The sequence below is a fragment of the Paenibacillus vortex V453 genome (genome assembly GCF_000193415.1).
In the GTDB taxonomy this organism is placed as follows: Bacteria; Bacillota; Bacilli; order Paenibacillales; family Paenibacillaceae; genus Paenibacillus_AQ; species Paenibacillus_AQ glucanolyticus.
This window is the reverse complement of record NZ_ADHJ01000044.1, coordinates 59536-79984: the sequence shown is the minus strand read 5'-3', so window position 1 is coordinate 79984 and position 20449 is coordinate 59536. Positions and strand designations below refer to the sequence as shown.

General features: G+C 49.9%; 15 protein-coding genes and 3 pseudogenes. 12 read left to right on the top strand and 6 right to left on the bottom strand.

What is annotated here, in order from left to right:
* Window positions 1-150: 150 nt before the first annotated feature.
* A complete protein-coding gene (locus PVOR_RS24205; protein ID WP_006212171.1) occupies window positions 151-2046 on the top strand; it encodes a PrkA family serine protein kinase in 1896 nt (631 codons plus the stop codon).
* A gap of 240 nt (window positions 2047-2286) precedes the next feature.
* A pseudogene (locus PVOR_RS24200) lies at window positions 2287-3355 on the top strand (protoglobin domain-containing protein).
* A gap of 117 nt (window positions 3356-3472) precedes the next feature.
* Here the strand turns inward: PVOR_RS24200 and PVOR_RS24195 are convergent.
* The gene (locus tag PVOR_RS24195) at window positions 3473-4864 is read right to left on the bottom strand and encodes a SpoVR family protein (RefSeq protein ID WP_006212170.1); all 1392 of its coding nucleotides are present in this window, start codon (window positions 4862-4864) and stop codon (window positions 3473-3475) included.
* Window positions 4865-5137: 273 nt separating this feature from the next.
* Between PVOR_RS24195 and PVOR_RS24190 the strand changes: the two genes are divergently transcribed.
* On the top strand, window positions 5138-6934 hold the full coding sequence (locus tag PVOR_RS24190; RefSeq protein ID WP_006212169.1) for a S9 family peptidase: 1797 nt from the start codon (window positions 5138-5140) through the stop codon (window positions 6932-6934).
* Between the two features lie 67 nt (window positions 6935-7001).
* On the opposite strand, the gene PVOR_RS24185 is transcribed toward PVOR_RS24190, so the two are convergent.
* Entirely contained in the window at window positions 7002-7976 is a 975-nt protein-coding gene (locus tag PVOR_RS24185) for a cation diffusion facilitator family transporter (protein WP_006212168.1), read from the bottom strand.
* Window positions 7977-8271: 295 nt separating this feature from the next.
* Between PVOR_RS24185 and PVOR_RS24180 the strand changes: the two genes are divergently transcribed.
* From PVOR_RS24180 to glpX, 4 genes are all read left to right on the top strand, one after another.
* Window positions 8272-8454: a GapA-binding peptide SR1P gene (locus PVOR_RS24180; protein WP_006212167.1), complete on the top strand. Its 183-nt coding sequence runs from the start codon at window positions 8272-8274 to the stop codon at window positions 8452-8454.
* A 186-nt stretch (window positions 8455-8640) separates the two neighbouring features.
* Window positions 8641-9303: a helix-turn-helix transcriptional regulator gene (locus PVOR_RS24175; RefSeq protein ID WP_006212166.1), complete on the top strand. Its 663-nt coding sequence runs from the start codon at window positions 8641-8643 to the stop codon at window positions 9301-9303.
* Window positions 9304-9316: 13 nt separating this feature from the next.
* Window positions 9317-10123, top strand: coding sequence for a pyruvate, water dikinase regulatory protein (locus tag PVOR_RS24170; RefSeq protein WP_006212165.1), 807 nt, complete (start codon window positions 9317-9319; stop codon window positions 10121-10123).
* Between the two features lie 46 nt (window positions 10124-10169).
* Complete coding sequence (gene glpX, locus PVOR_RS24165; protein ID WP_006212164.1) at window positions 10170-11144, top strand: class II fructose-bisphosphatase; 975 nt, start codon at window positions 10170-10172, stop codon at window positions 11142-11144.
* A 101-nt stretch (window positions 11145-11245) separates the two neighbouring features.
* Here the strand turns inward: glpX and PVOR_RS24160 are convergent, their stop codons facing one another.
* The 3 genes from PVOR_RS24160 to PVOR_RS24150 form a co-directional block, all read right to left on the bottom strand.
* Window positions 11246-11749 (bottom strand): hypothetical protein, encoded by a 504-nt coding sequence (locus tag PVOR_RS24160; RefSeq protein ID WP_006212163.1) that lies wholly within the window; start codon window positions 11747-11749, stop codon window positions 11246-11248.
* A 239-nt stretch (window positions 11750-11988) separates the two neighbouring features.
* The gene (locus PVOR_RS24155; RefSeq protein WP_006212162.1) at window positions 11989-12846 is read right to left on the bottom strand and encodes a DegV family protein; all 858 of its coding nucleotides are present in this window, start codon (window positions 12844-12846) and stop codon (window positions 11989-11991) included.
* Between the two features lie 217 nt (window positions 12847-13063).
* Window positions 13064-13975 (bottom strand): J domain-containing protein, encoded by a 912-nt coding sequence (locus PVOR_RS24150; protein WP_006212161.1) that lies wholly within the window; start codon window positions 13973-13975, stop codon window positions 13064-13066.
* A gap of 270 nt (window positions 13976-14245) precedes the next feature.
* Between PVOR_RS24150 and PVOR_RS24145 the strand changes: the two are divergent.
* The 5 genes and pseudogenes from PVOR_RS24145 (at window position 14246) to PVOR_RS24125 (ending at window position 19722) form a co-directional block, all read left to right on the top strand.
* A pseudogene (locus tag PVOR_RS24145) lies at window positions 14246-14996 on the top strand (DeoR/GlpR family DNA-binding transcription regulator).
* Window positions 14996-15907, top strand: a complete 912-nt coding sequence (pfkB, locus tag PVOR_RS24140) for a 1-phosphofructokinase (protein WP_006212160.1) — start codon at window positions 14996-14998, stop codon at window positions 15905-15907. Before PVOR_RS24145 ends, pfkB begins: the two are co-directional and overlap by 1 nt.
* 83 nt (window positions 15908-15990) lie before the next feature.
* A pseudogene (locus tag PVOR_RS24135) lies at window positions 15991-17962 on the top strand (PTS fructose transporter subunit IIABC).
* Window positions 17963-18142: 180 nt separating this feature from the next.
* Window positions 18143-18997 (top strand): MBL fold metallo-hydrolase, encoded by an 855-nt coding sequence (locus PVOR_RS24130; RefSeq protein WP_006212156.1) that lies wholly within the window; start codon window positions 18143-18145, stop codon window positions 18995-18997.
* A gap of 119 nt (window positions 18998-19116) precedes the next feature.
* Window positions 19117-19722, top strand: coding sequence for a YitT family protein (locus tag PVOR_RS24125; RefSeq protein ID WP_006212155.1), 606 nt, complete (start codon window positions 19117-19119; stop codon window positions 19720-19722).
* A 51-nt stretch (window positions 19723-19773) separates the two neighbouring features.
* On the opposite strand, the gene PVOR_RS24120 is transcribed toward PVOR_RS24125, so the two are convergent.
* Window positions 19774-20442 carry a bifunctional 2-keto-4-hydroxyglutarate aldolase/2-keto-3-deoxy-6-phosphogluconate aldolase gene (locus PVOR_RS24120; protein ID WP_006212154.1) on the bottom strand — a complete coding sequence of 223 codons (669 nt, stop codon included), beginning with the start codon at window positions 20440-20442 and terminating at the stop codon, window positions 19774-19776.
* Window positions 20443-20449 lie beyond the last annotated feature (7 nt).

The window sequence follows — 20449 nt, the reverse complement described above, 5'->3', positions numbered from 1 at the left end:
AAAGCACTTGCTTGACTTCGAAAATAAGGTCAACTATTCCAAGTAAGCCGCATAGGTATGTAATACACTTTTTTCGAAAATGGAATGTTTTCTAATGACGCTGTGGAATGGAAGCCAATCCCCATAAACAGACTCATAGGAGGTAGCGATATGGATATTTTCGAACGCATAGCATCGTATCGGGCTGAAGGCGACCGTTTGGCGTGGAGCGGCACATTCAGGGAATACATCGAATTGCTGAAGAAGGACCCCTCTCCAGCCATGACGGCACATGCCCGTGTATATGACATGATCGAATCCTACGGTTTTGAGGAGATCGGGGGCCAGAAAAAATATAAGTTTTTTGAACAGGAAATTTTCGGTCTCGACCGTGCGGTTGAGAAACTCGTAGAGGAATATTTCCATTCCGCGGCTCGCAGGCTCGATGTACGCAAACGCATACTGCTGCTTATGGGGCCGGTCAGCGGCGGTAAATCGACCTTGGTTACGCTGCTGAAGAGGGGCCTGGAGAAGCATTCCCGTACCGACCGGGGAGCGGTGTATGCGATCTCCGGCTGCCCGATGCAGGAGGAACCGCTGCATTTGATTCCTCTTGAGCTCAGACCGGAAATCGAGAAGGAGCTTGGCGTTCGAATTGAGGGGAATTTGTGCCCGGCCTGCCAGTTGAGACTCAAAACCGAATACGGTGGAGATATCGAGCAGGTTGAAGTCCAGCGGGTGCTCATCTCCGAGGAGAGCAGAGTCGGCATCGGGACATTCAGCCCTTCCGACCCTAAATCCCAGGACATTGCGGACTTAACCGGCAGCATCGATTTTTCCACCATTACGGAATATGGCTCAGAATCCGATCCTCGCGCGTACCGTTTTGACGGCGAGTTGAACAAGGCAAACCGCGGTCTGATGGAATTTCAGGAGATGCTGAAATGCGATGAGAAGTTTCTGTGGAATTTATTGTCCCTGACCCAGGAAGGAAACTTTAAAGCAGGCCGGTTTGCGCTGATCAGCGCGGATGAGCTGATTGTGGCCCATACCAACGAATCCGAGTACAAAGCGTTTATAGCAAACAAGAAAAATGAGGCGCTGCAGTCCCGGATGATTGTGATGCCGATTCCCTATAATCTGAGAGTCAGTGATGAGGAGAAAATCTACTCAAAGCTGATTGGCCAAAGTGATATGAAGCATATCCATGTGGCGCCGCATGCCCTTCGTTCAGCCGCCATATTCTCCGTATTGACGCGCCTGAAGGAAACGAAGAAGCAGGGCATGGACTTGATCAAAAAAATGCGCATGTACGACGGTGTGGAAGTAGAGGGCTATAAAGAAGCGGATTTAAAAGAGATGCAGAATGAATACCTGGAAGAGGGGATGTCCGGTATTGACCCGCGTTATGTCATCAACCGGATATCAAGTGCTCTTATTAAGCAAGATCTTCAGTGCATTAACGCGCTGGATGTGCTGCGGGCGATCAAGGACGGTCTGGATCAGCATGCTTCCATCACGAAGGACGAACGGGAGCGTTATCTGAACTTCATCGCCGCCGCACGTAAGGAATATGATGACTTGGCCAAGAAGGAGGTGCAGAAGGCTTTTGTGTATTCCTTCGAAGAGTCCGCCAAGACGCTGTTTGAGAATTATCTGGATAATATCGAGGCGTTCTGCAACTGGACGAAAATCCGCGATCCGCTGACCGATGAGGAGATGGATCCGGATGAAAGACTGATGCGCTCGATCGAGGAGCAGATCGGAGTCTCGGAAAATGCGAAGAAGGCTTTCCGGGAAGAGATTATGATTCGCATCTCAGCCTACTCGCGCAAGGGCAAAAAATTCGAGTACCACAATCATGAGCGCCTGCGCGAAGCGATTGAGAAGAAGCTGTTCACCGATCTCAAGGATATCGTCAAGATTACAACCTCGACCAAAACACCGGATGCCGTGCAGTTGAAACGGATCAACGAGGTCAGCTCCAGATTGATTGAGGAGCATGGATATTGCCCGGTATGTGCCAACGAGCTGCTGCGCTATGTGGGCAGTCTGTTGAACCGGTAATGTCGAAGCTGTATGTTGAAGTTGTAATCTAGAAAAAAGTGATTAACGTGAGAGACTACTCTATGGATTCGGGGTGGTTTCTCACGGTTTATAAAGGAGTTATCCTGGTTATGATTGGTGCAAACCTGCGTGTAATTAGGACTTTAGGATTATGTCCAGGTGGTAAATATAGGCTATAATGGACCCTAAGTACTTGAACCTGTGATATGGATCACGCTATTTAGGAGTGGATTTTTCGAAATGATTGATGTTTCCCCAAAAAGACGTCAACAGCTGGAGTTTATCGGATTGGATGAGCACGGGTTGGCGCTGTTAGCCAACCATCGTGATGTGTTTGAGAAGGTCGTGGAAGAGGTCGTTAACCGGTTTTACGCGCAGATCGGCACACAGCCGCAGCTGATGCAGATTATTGATCGTACCTCGACCATGGAGCGGCTGAAGGAGACCCAGCGGGTGTATTGGTTGTCACTCGCAGCTGGCAGAGTGGATGAGTCTTACATTTCCGACCGAATCAAGATCGGACAGGTTCATTCCAGAATTGGCCTGACAACGGACTATTATCTCGGAAGCTACATGGTGTATCTTGATATTGCAGCCGTATTTGCTGAAACAAATCGTGCCGGATCAGTGGACTCAAGTGGTGCATGCGCTTAGCAAAATGTTTAATTTGGATTCCCAGCTCGTACTGGAAGCTTACGAAATGAAAGAGAAAGAGAAGATTAACCGATTGGTCACGGATCAGCAAAAAATGTTGGAAGCGATTACAGAAGCAGTCCAGGAATTGACCGCCATGATTGTGGAGCTGGATCAAAGTGCAGCGCTTATGGCCGACAATGCCATGAAGACAGCAGAAGCGCAGGATAAAGCGCATACACTAACTTCGGAGCTTGGCAATGAAATCCTGCACATCGAACAGATGGGGAGTTTGATCCGGGAAATTTCGGATCAGAGCCACTTGCTCGGCCTGAATGCCGCGATTGAAGCAGCTCATGCTGGCGAGTTAGGCCGAGGTTTCGAAGTTGTTGCTGGCGAAGTGCGAAAGCTTGCCACCCATTCCAAGAAGGCGATGGACGAAATTCAGGACAAGGTCAGCGGCATCATCCGCAAGCTGGGGCTCGTTGAACAGGAATCGGAGAAAACGTCAATTAATGCCCGCAATCAGGCGGCAAGCTCGCAGGAACTGGCTGCCTTCGTGAAGATGATGGAGAAGCTGGCTGATGATTTGGAATCGCTTCAACATGAGTATGATGTTCAGAAGCATGATACCCATGTCGAAACCTTGAAGCAAGCTGAGAAGGTGACCGTCTAGGTCAAGCAGCCTACGCATGGATCGTTGAATATCGGTAAACAAAGCACCCGTGATGAGGGATTCACTCACTCGCGGGTGCTGTTGTTGTAAGCAGCTATATCCATGCATCAAGCACTGTTAAATAAATCGCCGATGAAGTTTCTTGCCGTCATAGGAGAACAGAATCGGTTTGCCTTCGATCATGCTGTGCAGATGCACAGGTTTGCCCCAGAGCCGGTAAACATAAGGGATGGTGCGTTCCATGTATTTAAGGTCAAGTTCAATCCCTTCGTACAAATGCTTGATCATCATCTCACCGGAACGGAGATGATCGCCATCGGTAATGACGAGAAACGGGGAACCTCCGTTCACACGGGAAACGACCAGCTGGTCGCGGATATTCTCCCATGCTTTATCGGTGATTTTCCACTCCGGCCCCTTTTTCTCAAACACGTAGAGATCCAGATCCTCCACTAATTCCTTTGTCAAATAATTGCGCAGGAATGAGATGTCCGAATCATATTCGCGTACATCAAACATCTTCTCCCGGTCCCAGCGGCGTTCGATATCCTCGAAAATCTTAAGCCCGAGGTAATAAGGGTTCAGGCTGTGGCGTGACGGCTGTACGACCGAGGCGTTAAGCTTGGCGAATTCCACGGTTTCCTCGCTGGTCAGATCCATTTCCCGCAGGATGCGCTGATGCCAGTACGAAGCCCAGCCTTCGTTCATGATCTTCGTTTCCATCTGCGGCCAGAAGTACAGCATCTCCTCTCGCAGCATGCTCATGATATCCCGCTGCCAATCCTCCAGAATATCGGAGTGTTCCTGAATAAACCACATGATGTCTTTCTCCGGTTCCGGCGGGAAGCGCTTTGGTGTCGGGGTTGAATTCTCGGCTTTCTCTTGCTTTTCTTCATCGATGTCCCACAAATCGTCGTACCGGCCAGGGGGCTTATGCCGTTTGGCTTCCTCCTTGCGCTCCAGTACCCGGCGAGCATTGTAACGCTGCTTGTCGAGTTTATCCGGTCTAATAATATGAGGATCTACATGCTCCTGAATCGCAAGCACAGCATCGATAAACTGCTCAACCGCTTCGGTCCCGTGCTCAATCTCATAGCGGGAGATACGCTCGGCCGTTGCCGACATGCTCTCGACCATATTGCGGTTGGAGACGGAGAAGCGGGCGTTGTTCTTGAAGAAATCACAGTGTGCCAGCACATGGGCCACAATGAGTTTGTTCTGGATCAGGGAATTGCCGTCCAGGAGAAACGCGTAGCACGGATTGGAGTTGATGACGAGTTCGTATATTTTGCTAAGGCCGAAGTCGTATTGCAACTTCATTTTATTAAAGGTTTTTCCAAAGCTCCAATGGCTGAACCGGGTGGGCATGCCGTAGGCGCCGAAGGTGTATATGATGTCTGCCGGGCAGATCTCATATCGCATAGGGTAAAAATCAAGGCCAAAGCCTGTAGCGATTTCGGTAATCTCCGCAATAGAACGTTCCAGTTCCGCGATCTCGTCTTGGTGCACGAGGATCCCCCCTTCGTCATGAAAAACATGGTTCTTATCATTTATATGGCAACTCGCTGCAGATATGCGGGCTGAAGAGGGGAGGGCGTGAATATGTACAGGCCGCTTCTAGAAACTGGGCTTTCAGCCCAGTCTGAAGATGTAGGAAGCGTCCGGTCTATGTAATGATGTTCTGTATGAAACTTTGCGTTATAATGGGAGTAATCCAGCGGATTGGAAGACTTGCCCATTTATTAACCGATGGACAATAATATGAAGTAGGGAGGCATATGGATGATTGAATTTCCCAAACCCGATGTAGAACAGTTTTTTCAAACGTACAGTATTCGTACTTTTGGAATCAGTGCAGACGAGTCACGGCTTGTGTTCAGCAGCAGTCTGAACGGAAAGTTTAATTTATGGGCGATGGATTTAGCAGGGGATACAGCTTACCCTTACCCGCTTACATACAATGATCAGATCAGCAGCTTTATCAAGCTCGACCCGGAAGGACGACATATTTTAACAGCCTTTGACCGTGATGGGAATGAGAACTATCAATTCCACGCGCTGCGCTGGAACGGCGGGGAGCCGATTCCTCTGTTTGAAGGAGCGTCAGGGGATGACAAGCATTATTTTGTACATCTGTCAGAGGACGGCAGACGCTTATACTATGTAACTTCGAAAGACAATCCATCCTTCCTGAACTCGCGCGTGTTTCATCTGGACACCAAAGAGGATCAACTCCTGCTTGAGGGCAAGGATACGTCAACCGAAATGTGTGCAGTAAGTCCCGATGAGAAGACCATCGCATACACCAAAATGTATGCCAACACCTACTATGTGAGTTATGTGCAGCGTGAAGGCGAAGAGCCGTTGTGCCTGACCCCTTCTCCTGAGCAGGTGCATATTTCGGGCGATGCGCTGTTTATTGACAACGATCAAGTCATTTTTGCTACGGATTATGAATCGGAATTTTCCTACGTTGCCCGCTACGATATTCCTCAGCAGAAGTTTGAGCCCTTGTGCCGTATCGATCGGGAAAGCATCCAGCTCCTGCGCTATCATAAGGATTCGCAGACGCTGTACATCGTTACGGAGAAAGGGGTGGAGGATCGGCTGTATGCCTATTCGCTCGATAGCGGCGAGTTAACGCCCATACCGCTTCCTTCCGACATTGTGGAGCAGCTGAATGTGACAAAGTCGGGCCATCTGTACCTGCTCGCCCGTGGTGCCGTGAAGCCGCTTAACATTTACCGCTATGCGGACGGCAAGTGGAGCATGATAACCAAGAACGTTCTGACAGGATTAACCGATGAGGATTTGGTGGCGCCGGATGTCGTGACCTATAACTCTTTTGACGGCATGGAGATCGAGGCGCTCTTGTTCCGTGCCCAATCCCATGTTGCGAACGGTTATACGGTATTTTGGCCGCATGGAGGTCCGCAAGCCTCGGAGCGCAAGCAGTTCCGCTCCATGTTCCAGTATATTCTAGCCAAGGGATACAACATCTTCTGTCCAAACTTCCGCGGCAGTACGGGTTATGGCAGCTCCTTCGTGAAATTGGTGGAACAGGATTGGGGCGAGGGACCGCGCAAGGACTGTCTGGCAGGGATGGATTGGCTGTTTGAGCAAGGTATTTCAAGCCGGGAGAAACTCTTTGTCATGGGTGGAAGTTATGGCGGTTATATGACCTTGCTGCTGGCAGGGCGCAATCCGGAGTATTTCAAGGCTGCTGTCGATATCGTCGGGGTCAGCAATCTGTTTACCTTCTACAACTCGGTACCGGAGCATTGGAAACCGATTATGGAGCGCTGGATTGGCGATCCGGAGCGGGATAAGGAAAGATTCATTAAGGATTCGCCGATTACGTATCTGGATGACATGGTGAATCCGATGCTGATCATTCAAGGGGCTAACGATCCGCGTGTCGTTAAGGAGGAATCCGACCAAATCGTCGAGGCGCTCCGGGCTAAAGGCCGGGATGTGGAATACCTTGTGTTTGACGATGAGGGCCATGGCATCACCAAAAAGGCCAATGAAAAAATCGCTTACGCGCGCATGGATGAGTTTCTTAAACGCAATCATTAATCATTAGGGCAAAAAAAGAAGAGGCATCCCTCGGGTCCATCAGACCTTGAAGGTTGCCTCTTTCCGTTTATTGATCCAGATCCTCGCGAGGATTCCACAGCTTGATTCCGTCGTCTTCCAGGATACCCAGAGTTACATCCGAGATATTCGGATCCTGTGTCAGTATGGCGTTGATTCTCATTTTGGTATGGCTGGCTTCGGCAAGCGACATCCCTTTTTTCAGTTCGATATACGCCTCCACGTGATAGTTGCGGCCCTCTTGCAGAATACGCAGACGGTTGATATCCCGCACGTCCGGGTCGTTAAGAATGAGATTGGAGATTTTCTCCTCGACATCCTTAGGCGCGGCAACTCCGATCAAGCCCACCATGTTGTCATATCCAACTTTAAAGGCAACGCCGACCATCAGGCAGCCGATCAGAATCGTAGCAATTCCGTCCAGGATGAGGAAATCCATGAAATGCGCAAACACGATGGCAATGAGAGCGAAGAGGGCGCCAAGCGTGGCAACAATGTCTTCATAGAACACCAGCCTTGTTGGCGGAGCAGCGCGACCGGCATTTTTGAATGCGGCAGGCAGCAAGGCAAAACCGGTTGCTTGAACGCGGGTTTCCTTCATAATCTCTTTCATGGCTTTCATCAGAATGGAGCCGTCTATAATGACAGCGATGACCAGTACGATAAAATTGAGCCAGAAATTCGTAGCTTCTTCAGGGTGCTTTAATAACTTGAACCCTTTGAGTATCGTTTCATACGCCATGATGGTCACCACGATAACAGCAACCATGCAGACCAGATTAATAACCCTGCCGAATCCGGTCGGGAACTTCTTGGTCGGCTTTCGCTCTGCCAGTACGCTGCCCACAAATACAAATCCCTGGTTCACGGCGTCAGCCACCGAGTGCATGGCGGATGCAAACATCGTTCCGCTGCCGCTGATGGAGGCGGCAATTGCCTTAATAATAGACAATCCGGTGTTGCCCAAAGCCGCAATCGCTGAAGAGGTGTTTCCTTTCTTAATGAGCTGCCAAGTGTTCTTCAATCCAAACCCTCCGTCTAAAATGTCAATTTCTATTTAATCTGAAGTATATATTATCATACCATTCCAAAATAAGGGTATCCTCATTCTCGGCAAGAATGGTAATTATCACGAAATTTACTTACCATGTTTTTTAATACATTAAACATGATTGACTCATATCTTCATTTCTTACCCAATACATTAAGAATATAGTGGAAAATAAAGGGATGAGTAAGCAGAGGAGAATTGAATTCGGCCCCTTAACGAGCAAGCAACTGCCTTGCAGCAAAGTCAATAAACATAAGGAGGAAATGTTATGAAAGCGTTAACAAGTCCGGAGGCAGTAAAGGGTAATGGGAACGAGGAATGGGGGCTTATTATTTGCTCCAGATGCGATGAAATGGTGGACACGATTCCTACCGACGGCGTAAAGATCATCTACGGATATTGCGGCAAAGGAGAATGCAAAGGCACCGGGCCCAAGGATGGATCATCATAACGATTAGCTAAAATGAAAACGAAAGCATGCTTAAGGGACGTCTGTTCCGAGGGCATGCTTTTTTATTGAATTATAAGCTTTTTTGATGGGAACCAAAAAAAATATTGATACCCAATAAAGCAAATTTAGACGAAAATATGTTGCATATATAATATATATGACGTATTATATCGGCAAGTAGAGGAAATGCATGCAGGAGGGATCACTATCGAACTGACGACAAGGCAGCAGGATATCGTCGATATCGTAAAAAAACACGCACCCATTACAGGAGATCAGATTGCGGAGATGCTGAATGTCAGCCGAGCTACGCTTCGCACCGATTTATCCAAGCTTGTGGTGTTGGATTATATCGATGCCAAACCCAAGGTAGGGTATTTTCTGGGGAAGCGGGGAACTCCTGACCGGGAGGAGAAGTTCCGCCTTCTCAAAATGAAGGTTGGCGACCTGCACGGCGTTCCGGTAATTGTACGCGAGACAACGACGATTCACGAGGCCGTTGTATCCTTGTTTCTGGAGAATGTAGGGAATCTGATCGTTACCGACGCCGATGGTCATCTCGCGGGCATTGTGTCCCGCAAGGATCTGCTCAAGGTGACGCTTGGAAATCCGACGGCGTCCTCCATGCCGGTAAGCCTGATTATGACCCGCCAGGCGAATGTGACAACTGTTCAGCCGGAAGATACGGTACTGGACGCCGCACGTAAAATCATCAATCATCAAATCGACAGCTTGCCGGTTGTTGTGCCATCCACCACGGGGAATCCGGGGGAGCACTGGAAGGTCGTGGGCCGGATCACGAAAACAAATATCATCAAAATGCTGCTCGACATGGTAGCCGAGGAATAGTGGGAGGAATCGGATGAATCAGGCAATAACTCATTTCATAGCAATCTGTTCAGACTCCATCGGGGAGACGGCCGAAGCGGTTGTCCAAGCTACATTGCGCCAGTTCGAGCTCCCGAATACAGAGATTAAGCGATATATGAATGTACGGGAAGAAGATGAATTGACCGAGCTGATGGAGGAGGTGGCACGGCGCGGAGGTTTTGTGGCTTACACGCTCGTGCAGCCGGAGCTTCGCGAGGTCATTCGAGAGGAAGCCGTGCGGCTCAATATTCGTACAGTGGATATTATGGGTCCGATGATGCAGGCGTTCGCCGATACGTTTAACGACTATCCCAAACGGCTGCCGGGGCTGCTGCACCGGCTCGACGACAGCTACTTCCGGCGTGTGGAAGCGATGGAATTTGCTGTTCAGTATGACGATGGCAAAGATGTGAGTGCCATCTTGAAGGCGGATATCATCCTGCTGGGCGTATCCAGAATCTCGAAGACGCCGCTATCGATGTTTCTCGCTCATAAAGGCTACAAGACGGTGAATTTTCCGATTGTGCCGGAGATGTCACCCCCATCCCAGCTTAGAGAAGTAACGAATGGGAACATCATTGGACTTACAATAGAGCCGGAGCATCTTCTCAAAATCCGCAGCGAGCGTTTAAAAGTAATGGGGCTCCCGCATCAGGTACAGTACGCATCCCTTGAGAGGATTCAAGAGGAGCTGGATTATGCCTTGTCGCTGTATACAGAACTGGGATGCCCTGTCATCGATGTCACCGACAAGGCCATAGAGGAATCCGCAGGTCTGATTATGAATTTCTTGAAGTAAGCAGGCAGGAATGGGTATGGAAAAAAGCAGAAGGAGGGGATTCATAATGGAGAGTTCATTAGCATTGGAGCTTGTAAGAGTGACGGAGGAAGCGGCATTGCAATCCGCCCGGTGGACAGGAAGAGGAGACAAGAACAGTGCTGATGAAGCCGCTACGGTCGCCATGCGCAAGCATTTTGATTCCGCAGCGATGGATGGGGTTGTTGTCATTGGGGAAGGCGAGATGGATGAAGCGCCCATGCTGTATATTGGAGAGCGCGTAGGGAACGGCAAAGGTCCGAAGATGGATGTGGCCGTCGATCCTCTCGAAGGAACCGAAACGGTAGCAAACGGGCTGAATAACGCCCTGTCTGTGATTGCAGCCGCTCCTCAGGGAACCCTTCTGCATGCGCCTGATATCTATATGCATAAGCTTGCGGTAGGACCTGAGCTTGCAGGCAAGCTGAGTTTGGACGATCCCATTGCGGTTACGCTTCAAAAGGCATCTGAGCTGTTATCAAAACCGCTGTCGGAGATGACGGTCTCCATTCTGGATCGTGAGCGTCACAGCTCCATGATTCGAGACTTGAGGGAGTCCGGGGTAAGAATCAAGCTGCTGAGTCATGGCGATGTCATGGGTGCGATCGAGACCTGCACCGACAGCGAGGTGGATCTCTATGTGGGTTCCGGAGGAGCACCGGAAGGTGTGCTTGCCGCTGCTGCCCTGAAATGTCTGGGCGGAGAAATCCAGGGGCGGCTTATACCGGAGACACCGGAGGATTATGTAAGATGTCAGGCTATGGGCTTGAAACATCCGGAGCAGCTGCTGTCGATGGAGGATATGGTAGGGCGGGAAGGCGTACTGTTTGTAGCTACCGGCGTTACGGCCGGGGATTTCCTGCGCGGCGTTAAATATATGGGTCAGCGTGCCGAAACGCATTCGGTCATGATGTATTCCGGCACAAGAACCGTTCGTTATATCCGCAGTGTTCATCATCTGTTTCAGAGTAATGAAACCTTAGCAGCGGCAGCGTCTTCATAATCACACAAGGCTGAATAGACCAAGGGCACTCGAAGGGATTTAACCTTTCGACGTGCCCTTTTCTGTTTGTTTATGAGTGGTACATGCAGATCCGACTCGATTTATCCGTGTCTCTTCCGTCCGAGAATCAGCCAAGTTCCGCCCAGCACAAGCAGCACGGCAATGACAGGCTGAACGAATGACAAGTAATTCAAGATCGGCCCGATGGAGAATACAACGAAGAACAGCAGCGACAAGACAGTGAGAATGTTGATGGGGATTAGCAGCCACTTGTTGCGCGACCCGAACCAGTAGAACTCGAACAGCCCGGCGGCTACGGCGAGGATGAACCCAGGCCACATGGTTTGCCATGAGTCGAACAAGGAAGCGATCTGGCTGACAATGCCGGCTGTGAGGAGGATGCCGCCCGGGATCAGCAGCCCGATGCCCTGTCTTCCTACCAGAGAGAAGTACATCCAGTGAAAAAACAGTCCTAATGGTATGACAAACATGGTGGGCCAGAATGTGGCGAAGATGGAACCGGCGCCTACCGAACCGCCTTGGTTCAAGAGTAAGTAGGCGCCGAGCAGAATTAGCAGCGGTGCCAAGATTGTACGTTTCGTCATACAAACTTCGTTCCTTTCCTATGTAAAATGATTAATCCAAGAATACCATGCGAAGGATCAAGATGTCCTCGGTCCGGGGGGAATGTTTCACCTAGACTTTAGTCTAGGATGTAGGGTTTGGCCGGAGGACATGCCGTTTAATAAGGACATAAGCTGCCGTTAGCCATGGAAAACAAGAAAAGACAGTCCCGCAGCTAAAGCAACACAGCAGAACTGTCTTATGATGAACAAAATGTTATTTAAGAAGGCTTCTTCGTATACATGAGTCCGACGGTTTGAGGACCGCAGTGGCTGCAAATGACACAACCGGCTGTAGAAATGCTGACTTGCCTAGCTCCGGTTTTCTCCTGCAGTTTTTTCTGAATGAAGCGGGCTTCCTCTTCAGCCATGGTATGTACAATAACAATCAGATCGTTGTCCATGTTATCCACTTGAGCGAGGGCATTCTGGATCATCTGGTCCAGCGCCTTCTCTTTCTTGCCGCGAACCTTGTAAGCAGGCGTCATGCTGCCGTCCACGACTTTGATAACCGGACGGATTTTCAGCAGACTGCCAATGATATTTTGCATGCCGGAGCAGCGTCCGCCTTTGTGCAAATATTCCAGTGTATCAACAACGAATTCGCATTCAACTTCGTTCACGGTGCGGTTTAACAGCGCAACGATTTCTGGAATGGACAAGCCTTCACTCGCTGCATGTACAGCTTTCATGACAAGCAGTCCAATGCCGGATGACAGATTGCGTGAATCGAAGACCGTTACCCGGACTTCCGGCAATTCGTCTGCGGCTATCAACGCATTTTGGTAAGTGGAAGAAAGCTCGGATGAAATGCTAAGGAACAGGATATCTTCGCCTTGCTCTATGGAAGGTGTGAAGGCAGCAATGAAATCGGATGGAGAGGGCGCCGCAGTTTTGGGCAGGCTGCCAATCTGATCTACCCTGGCATATAATTGTTCAGGAGTAATGTCCACTCCGTCGCGCAGGGATTCTTCTCCAAACACAACATAGAGCGGGATAATGCCGATATTATATTCTTTTATCCACGAGGGTGGTAAGTCGCAGGTACTGTCAGCAAAAATTCTAATTTTTCCAGGCATGAACATCTCCCTTTATCAACTATTTGAATCTGTACTACTAGAATAACCTGTTTAATGAGAAAAGGGAATGCTCTTGCCATATTGGGCGGGAATTGGACGCGTAAAGACCAATTGTGAATCGATAAAGCCGCAAAAAAAGCTCCCGCTGTTTGGCTCGCAAGGCCAAGCAGCGGGAGCTTCCCTAGTTTATACATCAGGAATGGGCCAAACCCGATGGTTATTTGGACGACTCCAGATATTGCTTAATGAAGAGCTGGGCGTTTGCATCGCGTTCCGTGCCTTCACGAATCCCGGCAAACATGTCTTTCTTCAGAACAGGGAGCTCCTCGCTCATGGTGCTGCCTAAAATATCGACGGCATACACATGCTCCGAGCCGTCTTCCTCATTCGTACCCTTCACGAGTTGTTCCGGGGTCAACAGATCCTTCCATACGCCTTCCACCTCGGCTTCAAGCGGTCGCACCATTCCTTGATTACCCACCCAATCATAGGCGGTTTGATCCATGATGTACAGGTCCGGCCGCTCGGTGGACAACACAAGCAGAGCCTTCTGCAGCATGGCTGCATCCTGTGGGTTGTTGGAATCCAGAGGAGGGACGTAATTCATGGTAACGGTTACGCGTTTCCATTCGGGAAATTGTGCCAGAATCGCATCTTCAATCGGTGTGAGATCCTGTCCGCCATCCTTGTTCATATAAGAACCGAGGAACATAACTTCCAGGTCAACCGGCGGCAGGCTGGCCAGCCGTTCTTTCTCGGCCTGATGGTTGAAAATACTAATGACGATATAAATGAGTACTCCGATCAGAGCAATGCCGCCGAGTACATGAAATTTATAATAACGGAAGAAATGATCGGTTTTCTCCGCTGTCCCGGCAAATTTCTTATATTTACCATATCGTTTCTGGTTCATCTCTTCCAAAGATTTGCGGGTCTCTTCTTCAAGGATGAACTTGTAGGCTTTGGTGATTTCCGAAAATTCGGCTTCGATCTCCTCCGCTCGGTCGGGCTCCCGCCTTTGATGTGAACGGGTTTGGCGCATGAGCAGGGTATACCGGTCGTCGAGCTGCTCCTTGGTAGCATCCTCAGGCAAACCCATTCGCTCATAGGCTTCTTTCATTTGGTCCATTCATGTCACCTCTTCTATACTGTGAGAGTTTCCTAGTTACCAGTATATAGTGTAAAGGCCATCGGTTACAAACGTTTACGTGATGTTCAAATGATTGCCGGCTTACGATTAAGAACATAATCACCAATAACAAAATAAACGGCCAGGATCTACCATCAGGCAAGGTGAACGATTGAAACTTTTGATGAATGATTTTGAATGATTTTGAAATGTTGTGATTGTTTTTTGTGCTGATTATGTTACTATAGGTTCTAAAGGGGTGGATTCATTATGCTGACGGAAGAAAGATACCGGATCATATTAGAACGCTTACAAGAGCGCGGTGTTGTAAAACTGCAGGAATTGGTGGAACTTCTTGAAGCTTCTGAATCAACGGTAAGACGGGATCTGATCGATCTGGAAGAACGACAATTATTAAAGCGCATTCATGGGGGAGCTGCTCTGCCAAGTCCCAAAATGCAAGAACCCGGCATCGAGGAGAAAACCTTCAGAAACATTCAACAGAAAAATGCCGTTGCCCGGTTGGCGGCAGCCCAAGTGGTGGATGGAGAAAGTATATATATCGATGCGGGAACGACCACGCTGGCGATGACTACCGTTCATTGAAGCGAAGGACGTAACCGTGGTTACGAATGGCTTATCCCATATCGAAGGATTGGTAAGCAAGCGAATCAAGAGCTATCTTCTGGGCGGAATGATGAAAATTCATACCAAGGCCGTCATCGGAAGCATCGCTCTTCAAAACATGGACAACTTTCGCTTTGACCGGTGCTTTCTGGGCACGAACGGCGTGGATGTTGAGATGGGTTATACCACGCCTGATCCGGAGGAAGCCTTGATTAAGCGTCGAGCGCATCAGCTGTCCGCGTCAAGTTATGTCCTGGCGGATTCCAGCAAATTAGGCGAGGTCTCCTTCGCCAAATTGTTGGACCTGAACGAAGCGACGTTGATTACGGAATCCTTGACTCCATCTTGGCGGAAGTCCATTTCACAGAAAACCAACATAATTGAGGGATCATAATGATATATACGGTAACGCTGAATCCTTCCATCGACTACATCGTGGAAGTTGAGTTTATAGAGCTGGGCGGTTTGAACAGAATGACTCGGGATATGAAGTTTCCGGGCGGCAAAGGAATTAATGTATCGCGGGTGCTCAACCAGCTTGGAGCTGAAAATACTGCCATCGGCTTCCTGGGTGGCTTCACCGGACGATATATCGACGAGACGCTGGGTAGGGAAGGGATCCGCACTGATTTTGTAGATATCGCGGATGATACCCGGATCAACGTGAAACTTAAGCACGGTGACGAGACGGAGATCAACGGCCTTGGACCCGTCATCCGTCCAGAAGAAACGGACGCGCTGCTTCATAAACTGTCACAGCTTCAGGCGGGAGATATCGTTGTGTTGTCCGGCAGTGTTCCACCATCGCTGGGACCTGGCTTCTATGAGCGTCTGATCGGAGCGTGCCGCAAGAGCGGTGCCGAATTCGTAATGGATACAACGGGGGAGGCCCTGATGAAGGCGTTGGTCCACAGGCCGCTTCTTGTTAAACCGAATCATCACGAACTTGCGGAATTGTTCGGCGTGGTTATCGACTCGAACGAGCTGCTTGTGACCTACGGCCGGAAGCTGCTTGAGGAAGGCGCCCAGCATGTGCTGATCTCCATGGCCGGAGAAGGTGCACTGTTGATTACAACTGATCAGGTCTACCACGCCAATGTACCTTCAGGCACAGTCCGAAACTCGGTCGGAGCTGGCGATTCGATGATTGCGGGTTTTGTCGGCACGCTTGCTCTTGGCAAGGATTTATTGGAGGCGTTCCGAACCGGGGTTGCATCCGGCAGCGCAACCGCGTTCTCTGACGACCTGGCTGTTAAGGAAGCCATTGATCGGCTTATTCCGCAAGTTAATATCACGAAGTGGTGAGCCGCTGTATATCTAAAGAAGGCAGCCTGCGGAAACTTGTGCCCCAGCAATAGTCACGATTGAAATCAAGGGAGTGATCCAATATGAGAATTACAGATTTGATGATCCAGGATACAATGATCATGGATCTGAAGGCAGTCACGAAGGAGGCGGCCATCGACGAACTGATCGCCAGTTTGGCCGCTAGCGGGCGAATTAATGACCCGGTCCTGTTCAAAGAGATGATTCTGAAGCGTGAAGCTGAATCGAGTACCGGCATCGGAGGCGGCATTGCGATGCCCCACGCAAAAACGAAAGCGGTTAATGAACCGACCGTTGTGTTTGCCAAGAGCAGCAAGGGCGTGGAGTTCGAAGCGCTGGATGGTGAGGCAGCTTATGTATTCTTCATGATCGCTGCGCCTGAGGGAGCCGGGAATACGCATCTCCGTACGCTTGCCGCGCTTTCACGGCTGCTGATTGATGCCGAATTTATCGGGAAATTGATGGACACGAAGACGCCCGAAGAGGTAACGGAGTTATTTGATACCAAACAGGCTGAAGAGGAAGCGGTTAAGGCAGAGAAGGAAGCAGCCCGGATCCGGGAAGAGGCTAATAAGGAAACGGAAAAGCACGAGGAATCCGGCAGCCATTCCGAGGCAGCCATTTCGACAGGTGCTGACGGAAACGAGAATGCTTTTGTTGTGGCTGTAACAGCGTGTCCTACCGGTATTGCTCATACCTTTATGGCTGAAGATGCGCTTAAGAAGAAGGCCCAGGAAATGGGCGTTGAAATCCGGGTGGAGACCAATGGCTCGGAAGGTGCGCAAAACGTGTTGACGGAGGAAGAAATCCGAAGAGCGGCCGGTGTCATCATTGCCGCAGACAAAAATGTGGAGATGGCCCGTTTCAACGGAAAGCCTGTGCTGCAGCGGCCTGTAAGCGATGGCATCCGCAAATCGGAGGAGTTGATCCGCAAGGCGGTAAGCGGTGATGCGCCGATCTACCGAAGCGAAGGCGGAGCTGCTGCAACTACAACCGAAGGACGCAGAAAAAGGCGGCATCGGCAAAAAAGTATACAAAGATCTGATGAATGGTATTTCTCATATGCTGCCTTTTGTTGTGGGTGGCGGGATTCTTCTGGCTATCTCCTTCCTCATCGAGCAGCTTGCCGGAGAGGACCATCCGCTATTCCAGCTGCTGCAGACGATTGGCGGCGGAGACGGTGCTTTCCACTTCCTGATACCGGTCCTTGCGGGATTTATTGCGCTCAGCATAGGCGACCGTCCGGCTTTAATGCCCGGCATGGTCGGAGGTCTCATGGCATTGAATTCAAATTCGGGGTTCCTTGGTGGTTTGGCGGCAGGATTCTTGGCGGGTTATGTTGTCATCCTGCTGAGGAAAGCGTTTGCCGGTCTTCCGCGAACGCTGGACGGCTTAAAGCCAATTCTGCTGTATCCGGTTGTGGGCCTTCTTATCACCGGTACGGTCATGTTCTACCTGTTCGATCCGTTCTTCAGCTGGATCAATCTCGGTCTGGTTGATATTCTTAACAATTTGGGTACCGGAAATGCGGTAATTCTAGGTCTTATCTTAGGCGGGATGATGTCCATTGATATGGGCGGTCCCTTCAATAAAGCAGCCTATGCATTTGCGATCGGCGTATTTACGTCCAGCGGCAATACGAACGGAGCCATGATGGCTGCGGTCATGGCCGGAGGAATGGTTCCTCCACTCGCTATTGCACTGGCCACAACATTGTTCAAGCACAAATTCACGGAGCAGGAACGAAAGTCCGGTCTGACCAACTATGTGATGGGTCTTTCCTTCATAACGGAGGGCGCGATTCCGTTTGCTGCCGCTGATCCGCTGCGCGTGCTGACTTCCTGTATTCTCGGTTCGGCGGTTGCCGGTGGATTGACGCAGCTGTGGAGCATTAACGTTCCTGCACCTCACGGAGGGATATTTGTTGCCGCGCTTGCCAATCATGCGCTTCTGTTCCTGCTGGCAGTTGTAATCGGTGCTGTGCTGTCAGGCATGCTGCTGGGAATGTGGAAGAAGCCCCTTGAGCGTAAATAGATTTCAAGTTAAACATGACTATACGGGTTGGGACGGGCATCTTTAGATGCTCGATTCCAGCCCGTTTTGTCCTCGTGGGCTTCCACAGCGGCTGCCGTCGGGATAAACAGTGACACATTCTCAGCTCTGCAGCATGTTATAATCGAATGAAATACGGATAACGGAAGGAGAGATCGAGGGATGAAGGAGCTTGGACAAGGCAAGGATAGGAGCCCGGAACAAATCATAGAGGAAATCAATCAGACTTCCACCTCTTACGGGATGGCGGCGGTTTGGTTTCTGGGACAAGAGAGCGTTGTCATCAAGGGTGGCGAGGTCGTCATTTACATTGATCCTTATATGTCGGATGAACTTGAGCGCAGGGGCGGATTCCAGCGAGCATTTCCCGCGCCGCTGCAGCCGGAGCATATTCGGAACGCGAATATCGTGCTGATTACCCATGAGCATGATGATCATATGGATCTTGCCACCATCTCGGTGATAGCCAGGCAGAACCCGGACACATGGTTTGTTGCACCGGCTCGATGTCATGAAGCGATGCAGGGGGCTGGTGTAGCGCCTGAAAGGCTGGTTGCAGCGGTATGCGATGAGTGGCAGCAGCTCGACGGTGTACGCCTGATGGCGATTCCCGCTGCCCATGAAACCTTGGATGAAGACGAAGTGTACGGACATCGTTTTGTCGGATATTTGATGGATATCCAGGGCGTTCTCATCTACCATGCGGGAGATACCGTAGTATATCCAGGCTTGGTCGAGAGGCTGCAGGCACATTCGATTGATATCGGTATGGTGCCGATCAACGGGGGAGATGCGTTCCGCCGGAAGGACGGAATTGTAGGGAATATGGGCTTCCGGGAGGCAGCCGAGCTTGCAGCAGCGTCGGATTTCGAGCTGACCATTCCGATGCACTACGATATTTTCCCTTGGAATGGGGAGAAACCGGGTTACTTTGTTGATTACTGCTATGAGAATTATCCCTATATGAAAACCAAGGTAATGGCAAGAACAGAACGCATGTTTTATGTAAAAGGTTAGGCATCTTCTCAGAAATGTTGGAGTGGAATTTTTTTTTAAATGTGGGACAACGAGTTCGCAATTTTTCGGAATGACAAGCATATGAATTAGACATGCCCTTATAGATGGAGATGTCGGAAATGGTGTCATTTCGAAAACATGTCATAATCGTGATCGGCAGCTTTCTGATCGCGATGGGGACGAACTTTTTCCTTGTCCCGCATAAAGTTCTGGACGGTGGAGTCATCGGCATTGCGTTAATTGCCAACTATGTGTTTGATCTACATATTGGATTTGTCATCATTCTGTGCAGTATCCCCATGTTTATTGCAGCCTGGATACTAAATCGTGAAATATTTTACAATAGTTTGTCAGGCATGCTGATCTCTTCTTTTGTCATTGACCTGCTATCACCACTGCGAGCTGATTTTTTGCAATTATTTGCCCCGAATGTGATCTTTAGTGCAGCCATTGGCGGGGCGCTAATTGGGACTGGCCTTGGATTGATGCTGAGAAACAATGCAAGCACAGGGGGAACGGATCTGCTGGCACATTTCTTGGCAAGGTACCTGCCGCTTAATGTAGGGGTCATTATTCTGCTAATGGATGCCATCATCATTGGGGTGGGCGGACTCCTGCTGTCTGGAAGTACATTCGTTTATTCCGTGCTGACGATTATCTCGGGCGGCTTTACCACAGGGATGTGTACGCAGCGGCGGTGGGCGAGGAGAAAACGAAATAAATAACAGGCCTAACAAGAATTGATTCTTGTTAGGCCTGCTGTCATGATAATGAAATTATGACGGGGAGTGGGCTTTTTTGAAGGCATTCATGTAAGCGCGCGCCTTCTCCGTAATGAGGTTATAATCCCCGCTCTTGAGTGCGTCCTTGGTCAGATCGGATCCGATTCCGACAGCAAAGGCTCCGGCCTTAATCCATTCGTGAAGGTTGTCCAGGTTCACGCCGCCGGTCGGCATAATGTTGGCTTGCGGAAGCGGGCCCTTCATGGATGGAATAACCGATGGAGAGTACAGGTTCCCCGGGAAGAGTTTAATGACATCGACACCGAGCTCTAGCGCGGCGATCATATCATGAACGGTGACAGCGCCCGGCATGACCGGTATCCGGTAGCGATTGCAGAGCATAATGGTATCCCGGTCGAGGCTTGGGGACACAACGAACTCAGCGCCAGCCAGTATGGTGATTCGGGCCGTTTCGGAATCGAGGACGGTGCCGGCACCGATGATGGCATAATCATCAGCTTGCGGATCCTTGGAAGAGTACATTTTGGATAGCGTTGTAATGGCTTCCGTAGCAAAAGGTACGGTCATCGTGACCTCGATCACTTTAATGCCGCCTTCAATGGCACGCTTGGCGATTTCCACTACTTCTTCTGGAGAATCTCCGCGCAAGACAGCTACAACACCGGCTTGATGAATCTGTTCAATCAGTCTTAGTTTTTTCATGCTACAC